General features: G+C 30.4%; 17 protein-coding genes. 4 read left to right on the forward strand and 13 right to left on the reverse strand.

All coding sequences use genetic code 11. The annotated features are described in order from the left end of the window. Window positions 1-7: 7 nt before the first annotated feature. The 8 genes from queA to P3X86_RS05205 all read right to left on the reverse strand — a co-directional run bounded on the left by queA (window position 8) and on the right by P3X86_RS05205 (window position 7682). Entirely contained in the window at window positions 8-1039 is a 1032-nt protein-coding gene (queA, locus tag P3X86_RS05170) for a tRNA preQ1(34) S-adenosylmethionine ribosyltransferase-isomerase QueA (RefSeq protein ID WP_483291561.1), read from the reverse strand. A 12-nt stretch (window positions 1040-1051) separates the two neighbouring features. After that, on the reverse strand, window positions 1052-2587 hold the full coding sequence (locus P3X86_RS05175) for a SpoIID/LytB domain-containing protein (RefSeq protein WP_483291562.1): 1536 nt from the start codon (window positions 2585-2587) through the stop codon (window positions 1052-1054). A gap of 24 nt (window positions 2588-2611) precedes the next feature. Next, window positions 2612-3613: a Holliday junction branch migration DNA helicase RuvB gene (gene ruvB, locus P3X86_RS05180; RefSeq protein ID WP_483291563.1), complete on the reverse strand. Its 1002-nt coding sequence runs from the start codon at window positions 3611-3613 to the stop codon at window positions 2612-2614. An 11-nt stretch (window positions 3614-3624) separates the two neighbouring features. Next, window positions 3625-4218: a Holliday junction branch migration protein RuvA gene (gene ruvA / locus P3X86_RS05185; RefSeq protein ID WP_483291564.1), complete on the reverse strand. Its 594-nt coding sequence runs from the start codon at window positions 4216-4218 to the stop codon at window positions 3625-3627. A gap of 11 nt (window positions 4219-4229) precedes the next feature. Then, window positions 4230-4724: a crossover junction endodeoxyribonuclease RuvC gene (ruvC, locus tag P3X86_RS05190; RefSeq protein WP_483291565.1), complete on the reverse strand. Its 495-nt coding sequence runs from the start codon at window positions 4722-4724 to the stop codon at window positions 4230-4232. Between the two features lie 445 nt (window positions 4725-5169). Beyond that, window positions 5170-5721 carry a flavodoxin family protein gene (locus tag P3X86_RS05195; RefSeq protein ID WP_483291566.1) on the reverse strand — a complete coding sequence of 184 codons (552 nt, stop codon included), beginning with the start codon at window positions 5719-5721 and terminating at the stop codon, window positions 5170-5172. 502 nt (window positions 5722-6223) lie between these two features. Next, window positions 6224-6805 carry a BofC C-terminal domain-containing protein gene (locus P3X86_RS05200; protein WP_483291567.1) on the reverse strand — a complete coding sequence of 194 codons (582 nt, stop codon included), beginning with the start codon at window positions 6803-6805 and terminating at the stop codon, window positions 6224-6226. A gap of 145 nt (window positions 6806-6950) precedes the next feature. Next, window positions 6951-7682 (reverse strand): hypothetical protein, encoded by a 732-nt coding sequence (locus P3X86_RS05205; protein ID WP_483291568.1) that lies wholly within the window; start codon window positions 7680-7682, stop codon window positions 6951-6953. A gap of 514 nt (window positions 7683-8196) precedes the next feature. Here P3X86_RS05205 and P3X86_RS05210 point away from each other — a divergent pair. After that, entirely contained in the window at window positions 8197-8364 is a 168-nt protein-coding gene (locus tag P3X86_RS05210; protein WP_483291569.1) for a CDIF630_02480 family spore surface protein, read from the forward strand. A gap of 782 nt (window positions 8365-9146) precedes the next feature. On the opposite strand, the gene P3X86_RS05215 is transcribed toward P3X86_RS05210, so the two are convergent. Then, on the reverse strand, window positions 9147-9296 hold the full coding sequence (locus P3X86_RS05215; protein WP_483291570.1) for a hypothetical protein: 150 nt from the start codon (window positions 9294-9296) through the stop codon (window positions 9147-9149). 381 nt (window positions 9297-9677) lie between these two features. Here P3X86_RS05215 and P3X86_RS05220 point away from each other — a divergent pair, with 381 nt between their 5' ends. Together P3X86_RS05220 and argH are read left to right on the forward strand one after the other, a co-directional pair. Beyond that, window positions 9678-10940 (forward strand): argininosuccinate synthase, encoded by a 1263-nt coding sequence (locus tag P3X86_RS05220; protein ID WP_483291571.1) that lies wholly within the window; start codon window positions 9678-9680, stop codon window positions 10938-10940. A gap of 65 nt (window positions 10941-11005) precedes the next feature. Further along, window positions 11006-12382: an argininosuccinate lyase gene (gene argH, locus P3X86_RS05225; RefSeq protein ID WP_483291572.1), complete on the forward strand. Its 1377-nt coding sequence runs from the start codon at window positions 11006-11008 to the stop codon at window positions 12380-12382. Between the two features lie 327 nt (window positions 12383-12709). On the opposite strand, the gene P3X86_RS05230 is transcribed toward argH, so the two are convergent. Next, complete coding sequence (locus tag P3X86_RS05230) at window positions 12710-13435, reverse strand: YebC/PmpR family DNA-binding transcriptional regulator (RefSeq protein WP_483291573.1); 726 nt, start codon at window positions 13433-13435, stop codon at window positions 12710-12712. Window positions 13436-13727: 292 nt separating this feature from the next. Between P3X86_RS05230 and P3X86_RS05235 the strand changes: the two genes are divergently transcribed. After that, window positions 13728-14378: a hypothetical protein gene (locus tag P3X86_RS05235; protein WP_483291574.1), complete on the forward strand. Its 651-nt coding sequence runs from the start codon at window positions 13728-13730 to the stop codon at window positions 14376-14378. Between the two features lie 65 nt (window positions 14379-14443). Here the strand turns inward: P3X86_RS05235 and P3X86_RS05240 are convergent, their stop codons facing one another. From P3X86_RS05240 to P3X86_RS05250, 3 genes are read right to left on the reverse strand one after another with little or no spacing between them, the layout of a single operon-like run. Continuing rightward, a complete protein-coding gene (locus P3X86_RS05240; protein ID WP_483291575.1) occupies window positions 14444-16006 on the reverse strand; it encodes an ABC transporter permease in 1563 nt (520 codons plus the stop codon). 3 nt (window positions 16007-16009) lie between these two features. Further along, entirely contained in the window at window positions 16010-17047 is a 1038-nt protein-coding gene (locus P3X86_RS05245; RefSeq protein ID WP_483291576.1) for an ABC transporter permease subunit, read from the reverse strand. Further along, window positions 17044-18642 carry a sugar ABC transporter ATP-binding protein gene (locus tag P3X86_RS05250; protein ID WP_483291577.1) on the reverse strand — a complete coding sequence of 533 codons (1599 nt, stop codon included), beginning with the start codon at window positions 18640-18642 and terminating at the stop codon, window positions 17044-17046. The genes P3X86_RS05245 and P3X86_RS05250 overlap by 4 nt, the downstream gene beginning before the upstream one ends. Window positions 18643-18659: the final 17 nt, after the last annotated feature.

Here is an 18659-nt window from a genome sequence, read left to right on the forward strand (position 1 = left end):
AATGTCTTTATATAATTAACATAGCATCACCAAAACTAAAGAATCTGTATCTTTCTCTGACTGCTATCTCATATGCATTTAATATTATTTCTCTAGTTGTTAGTGCACTTATAAGCATTATTAGCGTGGACTCTGGTAAATGAAAATTAGTTATCAGTGCATCTATAACTCTAAATTTATATCCCGGATATATAAATATATCTGTCCATCCTCTTTTTGAAACTACCTGACCATCATCATCACACACTGATTCTAGTGTCCTAGTAGAAGTCGTCCCTACTGCTATAACTTTATTTCCATTTTGTTTGGTCATATTTATAATATCTGCTGTATCTTGATCTATCTCATAGTATTCACTGTGCATCTTGTGATCACTTAGATCATCTTCTTTTACAGGTCTAAAAGTTCCTAATCCAACATGTAAAGTAATATATACTATTTTTACGCCTTTTTTTCTTATAGCATCCATAAGTTCCTGTGTGAAATGCAAACCTGCCGTTGGTGCGGCTGCTGAACCTTCTTTTTTAGAATACACTGTCTGATAACGTTCTTTATCTTGTAACTTTTCCTTAATATATGGAGGCAAAGGCATCTCTCCTAGTTTATCTAGTATCTCCTCAAAAATACCTTCATACTTAAATTCAACTATTCTGATACCGTCTTCTTTTATATCCACTACCTGAGCTTCTAGCAAACCTTCTCCAAACTCTATTATATCTCCTATTTTAGCCTTTCTGCCTGGTTTAACTAAAGTTTCCCATTTGTCACCTTCTAATCTTGTCAGTAGTAAGAACTCTACTGCTCCGCCTGTTTCTTTTCTTTTACCAAATATCCTTGCTGGCAACACTCTAGTATTATTTAATACTAGACAATCTCCCTCGTTTAAATAATCTATAATATTTTCAAAGACTGTATGTTTTACATCTCCACTTTCTTTATCTAACACCATAAGTTTAGATTTTTCTCGTTGTTTTAATGGAACTTGTGCTATTAACTCTTCTGGTAATTCATAAAAGAAGTCTGTTCTTTTTAATGTCAATTTCATCATCCTTTACTCTTGTACTATAGTTATATCTGTATAATAGTGCCTTAAAATTGCTTTATAATCATAACCTTGCTCAGCCATAGCTTTACTACCCCATTGACTCATCCCTATACCATGACCGTAGCCTTTGCCAGTAAAAGTGTACTTACCACTCCCATTTTCAAGGCGTATAGTTTCATTTCCATCATATATATAAATATCATTATTTCCCTTTGAATTCAATATCTTTTTGTTATCTACTGCAGTTTTTGTTATTTGACCTGAGTTTACATCGAATACATATGAGTCCTGTCCTCCTGAGACTTCAAACCATGCACTCTTTATCTTGGTTGTACCAAATACTAATCTTGCCTTTCCTTTAATTAATATAGCTTTGTCTTTTGATCCTTCTATTAAAAGCTGTTGTACTCTTCCATATTTTGAAGCTTCTATTATTTCTATATTTTTTATTGCTCCTAAATCATAGCCACTTGCTAACAATTTTTCATTTATTTGTTCTTTATTTAGTACTAACTCCCATGTATCACTCGGGCTACCTATAGAGAATTCATCTTCTACTCCTCTTATATATCCTTCATATCCTCCCCATACATTTTCGCTGTCTTCTGTATGTCCTCCACTATTTGAATGATAGTAAGTAGGAACTATTTCTCCTTTATATTTTATTACTACATCCTTTGTATCATCTATCGCTTTATTTATTATAGCTTTTTCAAAGCTATATCCTTCATATGATTGTGAGTTCTGTGTATCATCTAAATCATATTCTCCCGCTTTACCTTTTCCTATATACATAGCGCCATAATTCCTTGCTGCTACAGCTTGTGCTTTTATACTTTCTATAGGCCAAGTACTTGATATTTCTTTTGCTACTACTCCATATAAGTATTCATTTAGTTTTAAAGTATTTATTGGTATAAGTAATCCTGCTTTATTCCCAAATGAAATATATCCTCTATATTTTTTGCCTGTAACACCAATTACTGATATTTTATTTGCAGTGGTGTTTTTTAAATATAATTTTTCCTTTAGATTATATGCAAATCTTATATTTTGATTATTGTCTATTAAAATCATTCTTGTACCACTACCGTTTACAACTTTTTTACTATGATTTATATAATCAAGCTTAGATTCATAACTTTTTGCATTGCTAATATCATTAAATTTATTACACCATACCTTAAAGTTTCCATCATAAACTATAAATAAGTTTATACCATTTCTTTTGTTACTATTAACAAAATCAACTGCTTCTTCATACGACCTAAAATCTTTTTTAATTTCAATGTGTAAATATTTATCGATTTGTACATTAAAATTATTAATATTTAAATTATCAATTATATTTGTGAAGTTACCATCACTATCAAGCTGTCCTACGGTAGTTATATCTTCACAGACTATATTAATAGAATTATTATCATTTGTAGCCCTCTTTAAACCTACTTTTATATAATTGTTATCTATATCTTTACAATAGCTAACACTAGTTACCATCAAAAATACTAATAGGCAAGTAAAAACAAATCTCTTATTCAAGTAAATCTCTCCTTAAAAGCATATTTAGTCACGCTCAATTTTAAAATGTTTATAGCCTTTTTGTGTTACAATTCTTCCTCTTGGAGTTCTACTAATAAATCCTATTTGTAATAAATAAGGTTCATAAACATCTTCTATTGTATTTTTTTCTTCTCCTATTGAAGCAGCTAGAGTATCTAAACCTACTGGCCCTCCGCCAAAATTATTGATTATTGTCATCATAAGCTTTCTATCTATATTGTCTAGTCCTAAGGAATCTATTTCTAACATACCAAGAGCACTATCCGCTACTTTTTCATCTATAAAACCATCTTCAACTACCTGCGCATAATCTCTTACTCTCTTTAGTATTCTATTGGCAATTCTAGGTGTACCTCTTGATCTTCTTGCTATTTCATATGCTCCTTTTTCAGTTATACTAATGTTAAGTAACCCTGCTGATCTAGAAACTATTTTCTGTAAATCTTCGATTTTATAGTAGTTAAGCTTTGATATTACTCCGAATCTATCTCTTAATGGCGAAGAAAGTAATCCCGCTCTTGTAGTTGCTCCAATCATTGTGAATCTGCTTAAATCAAGCCTCACTGATCTTGCACTTGGCCCTTTTCCTATAACTATATCAAGCACATAATCCTCCATAGCAGGATACAATATCTCTTCTACACTTCTGTTAAGTCTATGTATTTCATCTATAAATAGTACATCACTATCCCCTAAATTGGTAAGTATAGCTGCCAAATCACCAGGTCTTTCTATAGCTGGTCCAGAAGTTATCCTAAGATTTACTCCCATCTCATTCGAAATAATACTAGCTAACGTGGTCTTTCCTAATCCCGGAGGGCCATACAACAATACGTGATCCAAGGGTTCTTTTCTTGCCTTTGCTGCTTTAATAAAAATACTTAGCATCTCCTTGACCTTATCTTGTCCTGTATAGTCACTTAAGTATTTGGGTCTAAGAGTTGTCTCTATATCAATGTCCTCTGATTTAAAGCCACTGGTTATAATTCTATCTTCATTCTCCATAATTTACCCCTTTATCTTTTTGCTAATTGTTTTAACGCCGATTTAATCAAATCTTCTGTTCTTTCTAAGCTACTATCTATTTTTTTAAATGCTGTATTAATCTCTATTTTCGAATATCCTAATGTCTGTAATGCTATCATAGCTTCTTCAAAATTATTTATATTTGATGTACTAGGTTCTTCATATGTTTCACCAGTAAGTATATCACTATCAATTTTATCTTTTAATTCAAGTATTATTCTCTTTGCTGTTTTACTTCCGACTCCTGAAGCTCTTGATAGAGGTTTTGTATCCTCCATTAATATAGCTTTTTTTAACTCGTTTGGTGATAACTCTGACAATAACGCCAACCCGACCTTAGGGCCTACTTTAGAGACTGACAATAATAGCTTATATAAATCGAGTTCGTTCATTGTATTAAACCCATATAAACTCATCTCATCTTCTCTGACATGCATGTATGTGTATATTTTCGCTTCATCGCCGATTTTGAGCTTATCTAATGTATTCTTTGAAGAAAATATCAGATAACCTATACTATTGTTATTTAGGACTATATAGCTGTCTCCTAATTCATCTATAATTCCTATTATATACCTAAACATTCGACTACCCCCTATTTCATTTTGAACATATCTTTAAAATTTGATGAATGTATATGGCTGATAGCTATAGCTAACGCATCAGCAGCATCATCTGGCTTTGGTATTTCTTTTAGATTAAGTAACATTTTAACCATCTCTTGAACCTGCTTTTTATCAGCTCTACCGTAACCAACTACACCTTGTTTAACTTGAAGTGGAGTATATTCGTATAAGTCTATACCACTATTTACTACAGCCAATATCAGAACTCCTCGTGCTTGTCCTACTGTTATTGCTGTTTTAACGTTCTTATTAAAAAACAGCTCTTCAATTGCAACTGCATCTGGTTTGTATTTATCTATAAGTAACCTGATACCTTCGTAAGCCATTTTTAATCTATCCGGCGTACTCATTCCTGCTGGAGTTGTTATAACTCCATAATCAAGTACTTTATGTTTACTTTTTTCATATTTTATAACACCATATCCTATGATTGCTATACCTGGGTCAATTCCTAAAATGATCACTATAAACTCTCCTCTGTTTTACTTAACCCAGAATATTTATAGAACTAATAACATTCTATAAATATTTCTGGATTAATATATTCTATACAAACATATATTCGTTATATTCATCTATAATCCTTTATATTTGTGCATAAAACAAAGAACATTTTCTAATTGAACACAAACTATTATATCTATTATATTAATATAAATCAATAAATTATACTATTTAAAGAATCTAATTAATTAAAATGTTATTAAATTATAAATACTAATTTTAACAACCTATAATCTAAATATCTATATAAATGATAAGAATAAAAAATCGAACTAATCCTAAACTAACTATCCTACTTCTCTTATTATCAAAAGAAGTAGGATATAATACAAAACAGTGGCTCCCAACATTGTTTCAGTTGGCTATTAAAGCCATAAACATAGTCCTCTGTATTTTTTACTTTCGTTACACATGCAATATTCCGCTAACCATACTATCAACTCGTTTTAAATCATCTTCATTTGGTCTTCCTATAATGTTTCCCATGCGTCCTTTTGTGTTAAACTGGTCATAGAAACTATCTTTATTGTTAAATTGTCCCTCAAAAAACCATTCGGTAATAACTTCAAATCCCAAATGATCAAGTAATTGACCAAGATATTTAGGTACAGGAATTGCTTCATTTCTTCCAGTATGAGGTCCAGCAAATGTACAATATGTTACTGCTTTTTTATTAGCTCTTCTTGGTGCATAAATCTTAATGTCTCCACTTTTCACATACTTCATTTGAATATTTTTCCACAAATCAACCACATCTTGAGGTGGTAACCAAACATAGACACCTGTACCAACAAATACGAAATCATATTTTAAAAAGTCTATAGTATCTTTGTCTGTATTTTTAGTCACTTCAATGGTATCAACTTCGTGACCTTGAGCTTTAACTGTCTTTTCAATTTGTAGAGCTATTTTCTTTGTATTACCTGAAACCGAGTAAAATACATTTAATACTTTCATCTTAATATACTCCTTTATAATATATTTAGGTTAATAATAACAACCTATAACCTCTTATTGATAATTTACACATTAAAATGTATTATGGACTGCTCAACATCGTCTATTAACTTTTACTCCGGTATTTAATAAAGATACATATTATAGCGGAATTATTTTTTTACTTATATGTATTATAATACCATGTCGGTGTTTTAAATGTATCCTTAGCTACACTATTATAAAAAACATATGCTATATAAATATTTTTAATCTCATTCTCCTGAATAGTTTGTGCCTTCAGTTTGTTTGAAATCGTACTCATATATGCTTTTATGTTGTATCATACTCCTCTCATGGCTTTCATCTTGTTGGCTTGAACCCGCAATGAGCATGCCAAAAAGACAGGACTTGATCATTACAATCAAATCCTGTCTTTTTTATAACATGTCTGTTTTTTTTATTTGATACAAACTATAATACAAACTTCCAATTATAATCCGTATGTTATATATCTACAAATCTAACTTGAAAAATTCTCTAATACTTCTATCATCTCTTCTTCATTATTGACTACGATGCCCTCTATAAGTTTTTGTTGATCTATCTCGTTAAGCAGTTTTATAGAGTTATTAATTATTTTATAGAGTACTTTGTTACCATCTTCATCTACTTTGTGTATCGCTATCAATCCATTTTCAACACCTATGATAAAGTGCTCAGGGCATAACTGCTTCTTATCTATACTCATGGTTATTCTATCACTAGAAAAATCTATCAATTCCCACTGTGGATTATTTTTCGTAAGATATAACATATATTCTTCTTTGTTCATTCCTATAATATTACTTGTTGGATTTTGGATTTCTTTTAGAGTGTGATTACACTTTGTGTAGTTATACACATACTCTAGTTTTGTATTAGGAGTAATTTTATCTTCCTGTTTTATTACAGCACTCTCTTGGTTTATCTGCTCTGTAAGTTGTTTCTTTGCTTGTAGGTTATCTTTGCTTATATCCTTTCCTTTATGGTAACCATATGCAAAACCTACTATTATGAATACCATATAAAATACAAATACAAAAACCTTTTTATAATTTTTCATCAATATCCCTCCATACTCCTTCCGAGAGATATTTTTTCCATTTTTACATATTTTATACCTGTTTTAATATTGTATAGCAAACTAAAAAAGATGTCTTGTATTAGTAGACATCCTTTTTCACTATATATTATTTAAGAATTATACCTTATATATATCTTTTTAACACTCTATCATTTATACCAAACCAGTAAGCTTCTTTAAAAATATTTTTTAAATTTTTTATTATCATATTATAAAGATTCTTATATATTATTTCTAGATATTCTTTTTCAAGCTCAAACTTCTCCTCTACTATATCATATGATTCCAAACAAAGTTTTAGCTGTTCATTTGCATGGTTATTTAGGTTAAATAACTTCTTCTTAATAACTTTATCAGCAAACAAATCCATCATTTCTACTAATTTAGATTCACTAGCTTGCTTGTAAGCTAGTTCTTGTTTTATTTGATTTTTTATTTGCTTTATGTTGTAATTTTTAGTTACATGAAATAAATACTTACTTGAATACAGTTCGTCCATTGTACGAGTGTTTAAAGCCTTTTTTTCTAATACATTTACCCATTTTATGTCATTGAATCCTTTTTTATATCCTTCTATGTAAAAACACAATTCTATTCTATTTACATCTTCGTGTATTATGTAGCTAATATAATTAGCGATCTTATTTACATTTTTTATGTTTTTATTTTTTAAGAATCTAATAATCTGTGTCCTTATTTTTTTCATACCTAAATATTTGGGGTAAATATTGCTCATATTTTCTTCTAAATCATACAGTGATAATAATATAAATATTGAATTTATATCAGAATTATATAAAAACTTTTCAGTTAAACCTTGATACAAATCAATTTTCTTATCTGTTAAAGGTGACACAGAAATCTCTCCTTCAAAATAAAATTATCAAATGGTTATAAATTGTATATTTTTCAACAAATTCTAGCACAAATAAATTTAGATTTTACCGCCTCTATATATCATTCTATGTAAAATTTAATATTCCTGCTTAATCATTATATCGAAGTATTTCTTTTGTTATTAATATTGTTAAACCTAACTAAAATACACACTTTAGTCAATTTAAATTTTCTTATTACCTTAAAATAACAATTAACAATATTTGATATTATTTCTGCAAACTTATCCCATATACAACAAACTATAACAATTAATTATAATGCTGTTATTTTTAAATTTTCTTATATAATATTATGCTTGTCCTCTCACTTTTATAACTAAAAAATTTAAAAAATAAAAAACACGCATTTCATATTATAACAAGTCATCACTAATCAATCAATAGTAAATTGTAATTAATTTAAATAATTAATATGTTTTTGCTTAAAATATATATAAACTACAGTAAATAAATATTATTTAGGAGGAAATTATGGATAAAAATAAAAATTTTTATAAGGAAGCTCCTATGACTACAGCTAATGATAAGCTTGCAGCATGGGCGGATATAGAAAAGACAGAGAAAACGTCTAAAGTACCTATCCCTAGCGAAAGGTGTGTAGAAGAAGCTAAAGAATGGGTTGATAATGTTGAAAAATAAAACTTGTTTTGTTTTTTAATACAACTTGGAAAATGGGTTGTTTTACAAACAACCCATTTTTTAATGTAGTATTATAAAATACCACTAATATTCATTTGTCTAATCAGGTACACCTGATATACTTACTTGCCTCAGCCACCGCAGTTATCTAAATATACAAAGAAATGCAAACCACTTGAGCAATTACACGCGCTAATAATAGGTTCTGGACCTGTTCTGTTACTACTTACTAATTTTTTTCTTAATACCATAATCATTTCCTCCTCTTTTTTAAATAAATATACATCACCAATATAACATATTTTTCCTATATTGTCAACATTTATTTTTTGTATTTATGTTTCAGGATCAAAATTAATCCCCTGCAAAACAGATGACTATTATGAAAAATAAACAATCTATGTACAAAGTTACAATAACGGAGTTAAAAAAACTGGCTTTTAGATATGTTCACAAAATAAATGGTAAACCAATCAATAGTAAATTGTAATTAATTTTATGGAAAAAATAAGAATTTTATAGAAAGCTCCTATAAGTACAGCTAATGATAAACTTGCAACATATGCGGATATAGAATAGATAAAGCAGAGAAACCCATCTAGAGAACTAGCCTAGTAAAAGGTGTGTAAAAAAAGGTTTATAGTGTTAAATAATAAAACTTGTTTTGTTTTTATACCACATTAGAAAATGGGTCGTTTATAAAACAACCCATTTTCTAATGTGGTATTATAATTAAAATTCAATGTTTGTCCTAATCAGGTACACCTGACATACTATGGAGTTCAACCACCACATCCTGGATCAGGATCTACTGGTACTGCCATATAAAGTACATCATTTTTATCAGTATCAGCATATATACATCCACATGCAATGTAAATAGGCTCTGTACCTGTTCCGCCACCAGTAGCTAATCTTTTTCTTAATGTCATATTAATCCTCCTTTTTATTTTTATTTTTATATTTTATTAATTACAATATATCATTTTTTGTAAATATTGTCAATATTTTTCTGCCCTTTCTATTTACTTTTTTACATAATTAACTAAGGGTTTTACTTAATAATGATTCTTCATTAGAAGAATATGAATAGATTAAACATACCCTAACCACCCACGCAAAAGAATAAATCATTTAACTTATGATACTTATATTAAATTATATATATAAATATAATGTATATAAATTTACTTTTTATCGTGTCTTTTTCTCTTTTCCCAATATAACGTATAACATATTGGTTATATTTATTCATTTTAAAAAAACTTAAGACAGCTTGTTTTGAAATAATTGTTGAATATTAATATTTTGTGATGTATAATTATGAAATCATATTTCTGTTTTATAAGGAGGTAATTACCGTGAAGAAAAAAGTTATACTTGCCTATTCAGGCGGTTTGGATACTACTGTTATTATTCCTTGGCTGCAAGAAAATTACAACTATGAAGTAATTGCAGTATGTATCAATGTTGGACAAGGAAAAGAATTAGATGGTCTTAAAGAAAGAGCATTAGCATCAGGTGCTTCAAAATTTATGGTAGAAAATATTATTGACGAGTTCGTTGAAGATTATGTTTGGCCTACTCTTAAAGCTGGTGCAGTTTATGAAGGTAAATATTTGCTAGGTACATCTATTGCACGTCCTGTTATGGCTAAAAGATTAGTTGAAATATCTATTAGGGAAGGTGCAGAGGCTATCTGCCACGGAGCAACGGGTAAAGGTAATGATCAAGTCCGTTTTGAACTGTCAATAAAGGCACTAGCTCCAGAGCTTAAAATAATAGCTCCATGGAGGATATGGGATATTAAATCACGCGAAGATGCAATTAAATATTGTAAAGATAGAGGTATTGAAATACCTATGAGAGAAGAAAATAGCTACAGCCGTGATAGAAACTTATGGCACTTAAGTCATGAAGGACTTGAACTAGAAAATCCAAGTCTTGAACCTATGTATGATAAGTTACTTCAGATGTCAGTATCACCTGAAAATGCACCTAACGAACCTACTTATATTGAATTAGAATTTGAAAAAGGTATTCCTATTAAACTTAACAACAAATCTCTTAATGGCGCAGATATAATTGCAGAACTTAATAATATAGGTGGTAAAAATGGCATTGGTATTGCTGATGTTTTAGAAAACCGTGTTGTTGGAATGAAATCACGTGGAATTTATGAAACTCCTGGCGGAACTATACTTTATTATGCCCACGAAGAACTTGAACGTTCATGTTTGGATAAACAAACATTTGCTTATAAACAGACTCTTGCTGTTAAGTTTGCTGAATTAGTCTATAGTGGAGAATGGTATACTCCTTTAAGAGAATCTTTGTCCGCCTTTGTTGATTCTACTCAAAAAACTGTTACTGGTAAAATTAAACTAAAACTTTATAAAGGTAATATAATACCTGTGGGTACTCAGTCTCCTTATTCATTATACAATGAAAGTATTGCCAGTTTTACAACTGGTGATTTATACGACCATAAAGATGCTGAAGGATTTATTAATCTATTCGGTCTTCCATTAAAAATTCGTGCATTAATGAATCAAAGTATGAAAAAGGAAAATTAAGGAAGGCTAAATTTATTGCAATCTAAACTATAAATTGATTTAAGTTTTGTGAAGGATGTGAATATATGAAATTATGGAGTGGCCGTTTTTCTAAAAATACCAATAAACTTTTAGATGATTTTAATTCTTCGATATCATTTGATCAAAGATTATACAAACAAGATATATTAGGAAGTATAGCTCATGCTACTATGCTTGGTAAGCAAAATATTATTTCTAAGGATGATTCTGTTTTAATATCTAATACATTAAAAGATATACTAAATGATATTGAAACTGGGAATGTCCAATTTAATGTACAAAGCGAAGATATTCATATGAACATAGAAAAAATTCTAATTGATCGTATTGGTAATATTGGTAAAAAACTTCATACAGCAAGAAGCCGTAACGATCAAATAGCTCTAGATATGAGAATGTATGCGAAAGAAGAAATAGTTAATATTGATAAACTTTTGAAAACATTGCAAAAAACACTACTAACACTTGCTAAAGCGAATACAATTACAATAATGCCAGGCTATACTCATCTACAAAGAGCTCAGCCTATCACTTTTGCACACCATTTACTTGCTTATTTTGAGATGTTTAAGCGTGATAGGGATAGATTGTCTGATACTCTAAAAAGAACTGATATTCTTCCTCTTGGATCAGGTGCCTTAGCCTCCACTACTTATCCTATTGATCGTGGATTCGTAGCGGAAAGTTTGAATTTCTCTGCTATATCAATAAATAGTCTTGATGCTGTATCTGATAGAGATTTTTGTATAGAGTTAATAAATACTCTCTCTCTTATAATGATGCATCTAAGTAGATTCAGTGAAGAAATAGTACTATGGTGCTCTTATGAATTCAAATTCATAGAGCTAGATGATGCTTATAGCACTGGAAGTAGCATCATGCCACAAAAAAAGAATCCTGATATCGCTGAACTGGTTAGAGGGAAAACAGGTAGAGTATATGGGGATTTACTAGGATTGTTAACAACTTTGAAAGGACTTCCTCTTGCTTATAACAAAGATATGCAAGAAGATAAAGAAGCTACTTTTGATGCTATAGATACTGTTAAAATGTGTCTTCCTATTTTTACTGATATGATAACTACTATGAAAGTAAATAAGAAATCTATGTACAAAGCTGCTAGTAATGGATTTTTAAACGCAACTGATGCTGCAGATTATCTCGTAAAAAAAGGGCTTGCTTTTAGAGATGCTCATGAAATAATTGGCAAACTCGTGCTATATTGTATAAATAATAATTTAGAACTAAAAGATCTTTCTTTAGAAGAATATCAATCTATATCAAATGTCTTTGAAGATGATATCTTTACGATTATTTCGCTAGAGGAATGTGTGAATAAAAGAAACATAGTTGGTGGGCCTGCAATCAAAACTATTGAGCAAACTATCGAATCATGTGAGGATTATTGCTCAAATTCCTAGATAGTATGTTCTATTAAAATAATAGAATACTTATCATTAATCCAAAGTTCGGTACTTTATTTCGCTTTTGTTATAGTTAAAGGCACAGGATAATCACCTGTGCCTTAGATTGATGACAAAGTTATCAAGATAACAGGCTGTAGTAAAAGTTCAAGTTCAAGGCGTGTTAAAATTGAGTAGCAGAGCTTACTTAGAGGTAAGTGAGCAGCGGAAATTTTAACTACAACGCAGAAATTCGGCTTTTTTCTACAGTCTGAGGCACAAGATAAGCACTTGTGCTTTAGATTGATGACAAAGTAGCACTTGTGCCTTTAATCTATACCATTATTAACATTCCCAGTTATGATAAACCTCCTGCACATCATCATTGTCTTCTAGCATATCAATAAGCTTGTTCATAGCTTTTATATCATCTTCATTCTCAAGCTTTGTTGTGTTCTGTGGTAGCATTGCAACTTCTGATGTTGAAAATGTATAGTTTTCATTTTCTAGTGTTTCTTTTACATTTTTAAAGTCCTCTGGTAAACATGTTATTTCAAAGCAATCATCTTCCGCCTCAAAATCTTCTGCTCCAGCTTCTAATGCACTCATCATTACAGTTTCTTCGTCTAAATTCTCTGTTTTATCTATTATCAATATTCCTTTTCTATCAAACATAAATGACACACAACCGTTTGCTCCAAGATTTCCACCGTTTTTGCTAAAGCAGTGTCTCACATCTGAAGCAGTTCTGTTCTTATTATCTGTTAGACACTTTACCATAACTGCTGTTCCAGCTGGGCCATATCCTTCGTATACTATTTCCTCATAGCTTTCTCCATCGGATGATCCTAGTCCTTTTTTTATTGCTCTGTCTATATTATCATTTGGCATATTTACAGCCTTTGCTTTATCTATAGCACTTTTTAAACTAAAGTTATATTCTGGGTCTGCACCACCTTCTCTAACAGCTACAAAGATCATACGTGCAATTTTGGTAAATACCTTGCCTTTTAAAGCATCTTGCCTACCTTTTCTATGTTTTATATTGGCCCATTTCGAATGTCCTGCCATTATATCTCCTCCTAAACTACATTATTGCTTGTATTTATTATCTGTTATTTATTCTACCATAATAGCCTTTAAAACAAAAGTTTCTAATTTGTTCAATACATATAAATATTTTGCACGGTAATGATTTGAAATAATTTTAGGCTTCCTTCAATATAATGTAAATATGAAATAAATTTAATATTTTTTTAATAATTTATTCACTTTTGACACGTTTTGACAATTATTTTATACTTTGTATGTTATTGTATTACTTGATTGATCAATCAAATACAACTATAATTGGAGGCATTTTATGAAAAAATTATTAATTGTTTTATTATTAACTTCATTACTTTTAACTCTAAGCACTACTACTTTAGCTCAAAATACTGACTTTAATCCAAATGAAATTAATACTCACTCAGTTATTACAAATCCAGCCGAGTTAAAGAAAATCGTTGTCAATGAAGACCTAGATGTCCCAGAAGGATACAAGCTTATCAAAGTTACTACTTATTCTACTAGTCAATCAACTCCGTCTTTTATTGAAAACAAAAACATCTCTAGTGTTAAATTCTTTTGGGGAACAAATTGGTCTATAAGAAATAAGCAATGTTTAGGTGATTATTATTTCCCTAATAATGAACTACAATCAGATTGGTTTGATGGTCCTTGTGATATTGAAGAAACATATAGTGAATCCGTTAGCGCAACTTTCTCTACTAATGCTGGTATTAGTGCAAGTTCTATAAGCGCAGGTATAGGTTTTTCTGTAACAGATAGTACTACAAAGCAGAAAACTTTTAGAACCTCTGTATCAGCTGGCAAAAAGCTAAATGTAAAAGTTTATGGTAACTATAAAAAATATACTTTTGATGTATACAAAAACGATAAAAAGGATGGTACTGGAACAGCCTATAAACCTATAGGGCTATATTTTAGACAGTTCACCTATTCTAGATAGTATAATTAAAAAATACCACGTTTTAACTATATCGTGGTATTTTTTTGATTTAGTTCACTATTGCTTTAAACTGTTTTTTTGCTAGCTTTTATAGCAATCTGATTTTTGTTTAATCTCCTTTTAAAAGCATGTAATCCTAATGAAACCCCTATTACTCCATATACTACAAATGCTCTAAAGAACTCACCTATCTGTGCATCTCCAAACACATTTTTACCTGCTTGAGGTGATACTATAAATAATATATGGAACAATGTAGTTCCTAGCAGTGCTTGAGATATAGTCGCTTTTGAAACAGATGCTCCTCCTATTAATAATGCAGCTATAGAAAACATTCCTATTTGCTCATGACTTCCATAGGTATTTAGCGTGCCAATGTTTTGTAAGAATATTATCTGCCCCCATGCTGCCAAAAGTGTAGATATTGTTATTGCTAATACCCTTGTTTTATCAATGTTTATACCTGAAACCTTTGCTATATGAAGATTTTGACCAACGGTTCTAAAGTCTTGCCCTATCTTTGTTTTAACAATCAGCAAATTGAATATACATAGTAACGCTATAACTATGAATGTAAAGACAGGCATTTTTACTTTACTAAGCATATTTTCTTGCAATAAGCTAAAAATACATAATGCACTTATAATAAAACATATCGTAATCAAAATAATAAAATTGATTTTCTTTAGTTTACGAACGTTACTTGAGAAGGTAAAGAATAAAAATAAGCAGCCTATTATTGACACTATGATATAGTAAAGCATGTTATTTATATTAGATAAACCCGCTAAAAGTGGCAATGCTAATATTATCAACATCAACTGCTTCTTATCCCAGTATGTTTTAGTTATGAAAATAAAATATATATATATCATTATCACTGCTTCTAATGTTCCAATACCTCTTATAATGCTAGTTATAATCAATGCTATAGGTATAACTAAAGCTATATATGAATATTTTAATTTTAATCTCTTATTCTCCTTATAATAGGATATTATACTGAATAATATCATCATAAATGCTAATATTAATAATGCTTTAAATAATGGGTATTTTAATATACCATCAAGTGTATATTTTATTCCTGTAGGCTTTACTCCTCCTGATAAGTCTATAGAATTTCTTATTCCTACTCCTCCATCTAATACTAACATTGGATTCTTCATCGGTATTGCCGTTCCTATCAAGTATAGAAATATCAGCTGATATATACCATTTGCAAAAAAACCAACTATCATGCTTGCTATCATTTCTTGCCCTCTTGTTTTGTTTAAAAGTCTACCAGTCAAATTTCCTACTAATAATGCTATAGGTGTGGCAAGTATAGCGCAAAGTAAAAGCCCTTGTATACCTGTTATTCCCCAATGGGTAACTGCTATTATAGCCATTTGCCCAGCCATAGCACCTACTACTATACTAAAATTGAGTCCCATTCCTGCTAATACAGGAATAATTAATGCTAATACTAAAAAGGAATTTCTTCCAATTCTTATAACTAATTCGTTTAATATAAAAGCACTCGGTAACCTTGACAGCTTTATACCTATAAATCCTATTACTATAAAAATAATAGTCACCATGTTGTTAGTCAGAACATTTTTTATACTATTTTTACTGTCGTTCATTAATTATTCACCCCCGCCAACTTTAGTTAATGCATACAAAATAATACCGTTTTGTACTATCATTCTAGCTATTTCGGAAAGCTGACCTTGTTTTACTATTGAATTTGCAACTGGCAGAGCTATTGTAAGTAATCCTTGAAATAAAAAAGTTCCTATTAGCACATGTGATACTTTTGCTTTGCTTGCTGATGCTCCACCTATGAGTATCGCAGCTACAGCTGGGAATGCCATCATTAACGGTGCTTGATATAGCTGAATAAACCCATAACTCTGCGCATATACTATTATTCCTATCGCTCCAAAGACTGTAGATAATATAGTGCCTATAATTCTATTGTTATTTATACTGATTCCAGAAGCCTTAGCAAATCGTGGATTGTCGCCAGATGCTTTTATTGCTAACCCTCTCTTACTTCTAAAAAAGAGCCATACAATAATACACATTAACAAGAAAAACAGTAGTAGCCCTGTTGGAATTTTTACTCCTAATATCTTAAAATCCCACAGATTATTTAATATCTTATCAAATCTATCTTTTAGTGATATTGTAACTCTTAGCCCTTTACCTATAGGCCAAACCATTTCTTCACTCTTAAGAGGTATAACTAGCCAAACAATACACATCAGAGATACTACTGAAAACCCTGTGTAAGTTGCTACCATCATCTCTGAGCCTTTTACAGCGTTTTGCATTTTACCATATACCCATCCAATTATCACAGCGATAGGTACTGCTATTGCTATTGCCATAAAAAAACCATAAAACCCTGTCAAATCTAATTCTATACTCAAAATTGCTCCCAAAAGTCCACAAACTATACCAAGTGGAAGTCCAAAATTTGGCCCTGTACCACTTAAAATAGCTGGAACCATTGCTAATACCATTATCCCATTCATACCTATTCTTACTAAAACATCTGAAAAGAGTCTTTTGGTTTGAAGGTTTAGTATGACTGCTAAAATACATAACAATAAGAAAAATAGAGTTATTATTATTCTAGGTAAACCTATATTTCTTACTATTCTTTTTGTTTTATTCATACTGACTCCCCCTTATGAACTTTATTGTATTCTCCAGCCATCATTAATCCAAAATCTTCATCAGAATCATCTGGATTTAGTATCCCTTCAACTTGACCTTCATAAATTATAGCTATTCTATCACATATAGACCTTAACTCTGCTAGTTCACTTGATGTTATAATGATTGTCATGTTAGTCTCTTGGTTTAGCTTCAATAATAACTCTAATATTATTTTTTTTGCTCCTATGTCTATTCCTCTTGTTGGCTCTGAAATAAACAAAATATTAGGATTCAATGTCAATGCACGTGCTAAGCAAATTTTCTGCTGATTGCCACCACTTAGTCTTTTAACTAATTGTTTAGCCCCTGTACATCTTATGTCTAGTTTTTTTATCATATCTTGTGCATGGGCTCTTATTTTTGCGGTATTTTTTTGGCTTATCAAAATTAGATTCCTTAAAAAGCTTTTGTGAATCTGCATTGCTGTCATAGCTATATTGAGCTCTATTGAACTATCAAGTAAAAGCCCTACCCCTCTTCTATCTTCTGATACAAATGCTATTGATTTTTTTAAGCTATCTTTTGTATTGTTGAGTTCTAGCTTTTCTCCTTGATATATTACTTCTCCACTGCTCTCATAAAGGCCCATAATACCATTTGCGATCCCTATCTTGCCCTGTCCTGCTAATCCTCCTATCCCTAATATTTCTCCTTTCCTTATGTCTATGTCTACTCCATTAACTATTTCTGCTGGCATATTTACATTCAAATTCTTAATAGACATAATTACTTCGTCTTTCATATCTCTAGCTACATTCTTTTTGTATGATTTTAGTTTCCTTCCAACCATAGCTTGAGCAAGTTCTTTTATATTTGTATCTTTTGTCCTAACAGTCTTAACTAATTCTCCATCTCTTAGTACTGTTATATTATCAGTTATTCTCATTACCTCATCTAATCTATGTGTTATGAACAATATTGCTATGCCACTATCTGCTATTTTTTTCATAGAATCAAGCAATTTACTTGCTTCACTTTCTGTCAATACTGCTGTTGGTTCATCAAATATTAAAAGTTTAATATTTTGTTTATCTATTTCTCTAGCTATTTCAACAAACTGCATATAACCTATAGGTAATCCTGCTATCTTAACATACTCGTCTACACCTAGTCCAAGCTTATCTAATGCTTTTCTAGAATCTTTATTCATATTTTCAAAATCAAGAGTCTCTAATTTTTTTCCAAAGAATCTGCTGACTATATTCTCTTTTGTTATCTCTCTATTAAGTTTTATATTTTCTGTTATTGTAAAACCTTTTATAAGCATAAATTCTTGATGCACCATACCTATTCCTAAATTCATCGCATCTTGTGGTGATTTTATGTTTTGCTTTTTTGAGCCTATTAGTATTTCTCCTCTAAATCCACCTGTTGAATATATCACTGGCATTCCAAATAAAACGTTCATTAAAGTAGATTTCCCTGCTCCATTTTCGCCTAAGAGTCCGTGTATCTCTCCTGGTTTTACACATAAATCAACTCCTTTTAAAACTTTATTTCCAAAGTACTCTTTTACTATCCCTTTCATCTGCAATGCAAATTGTTCACTCAATAAAACACCTCCTGCTT

This window comes from Abyssisolibacter sp. ZYX002 (assembly GCF_056892235.1).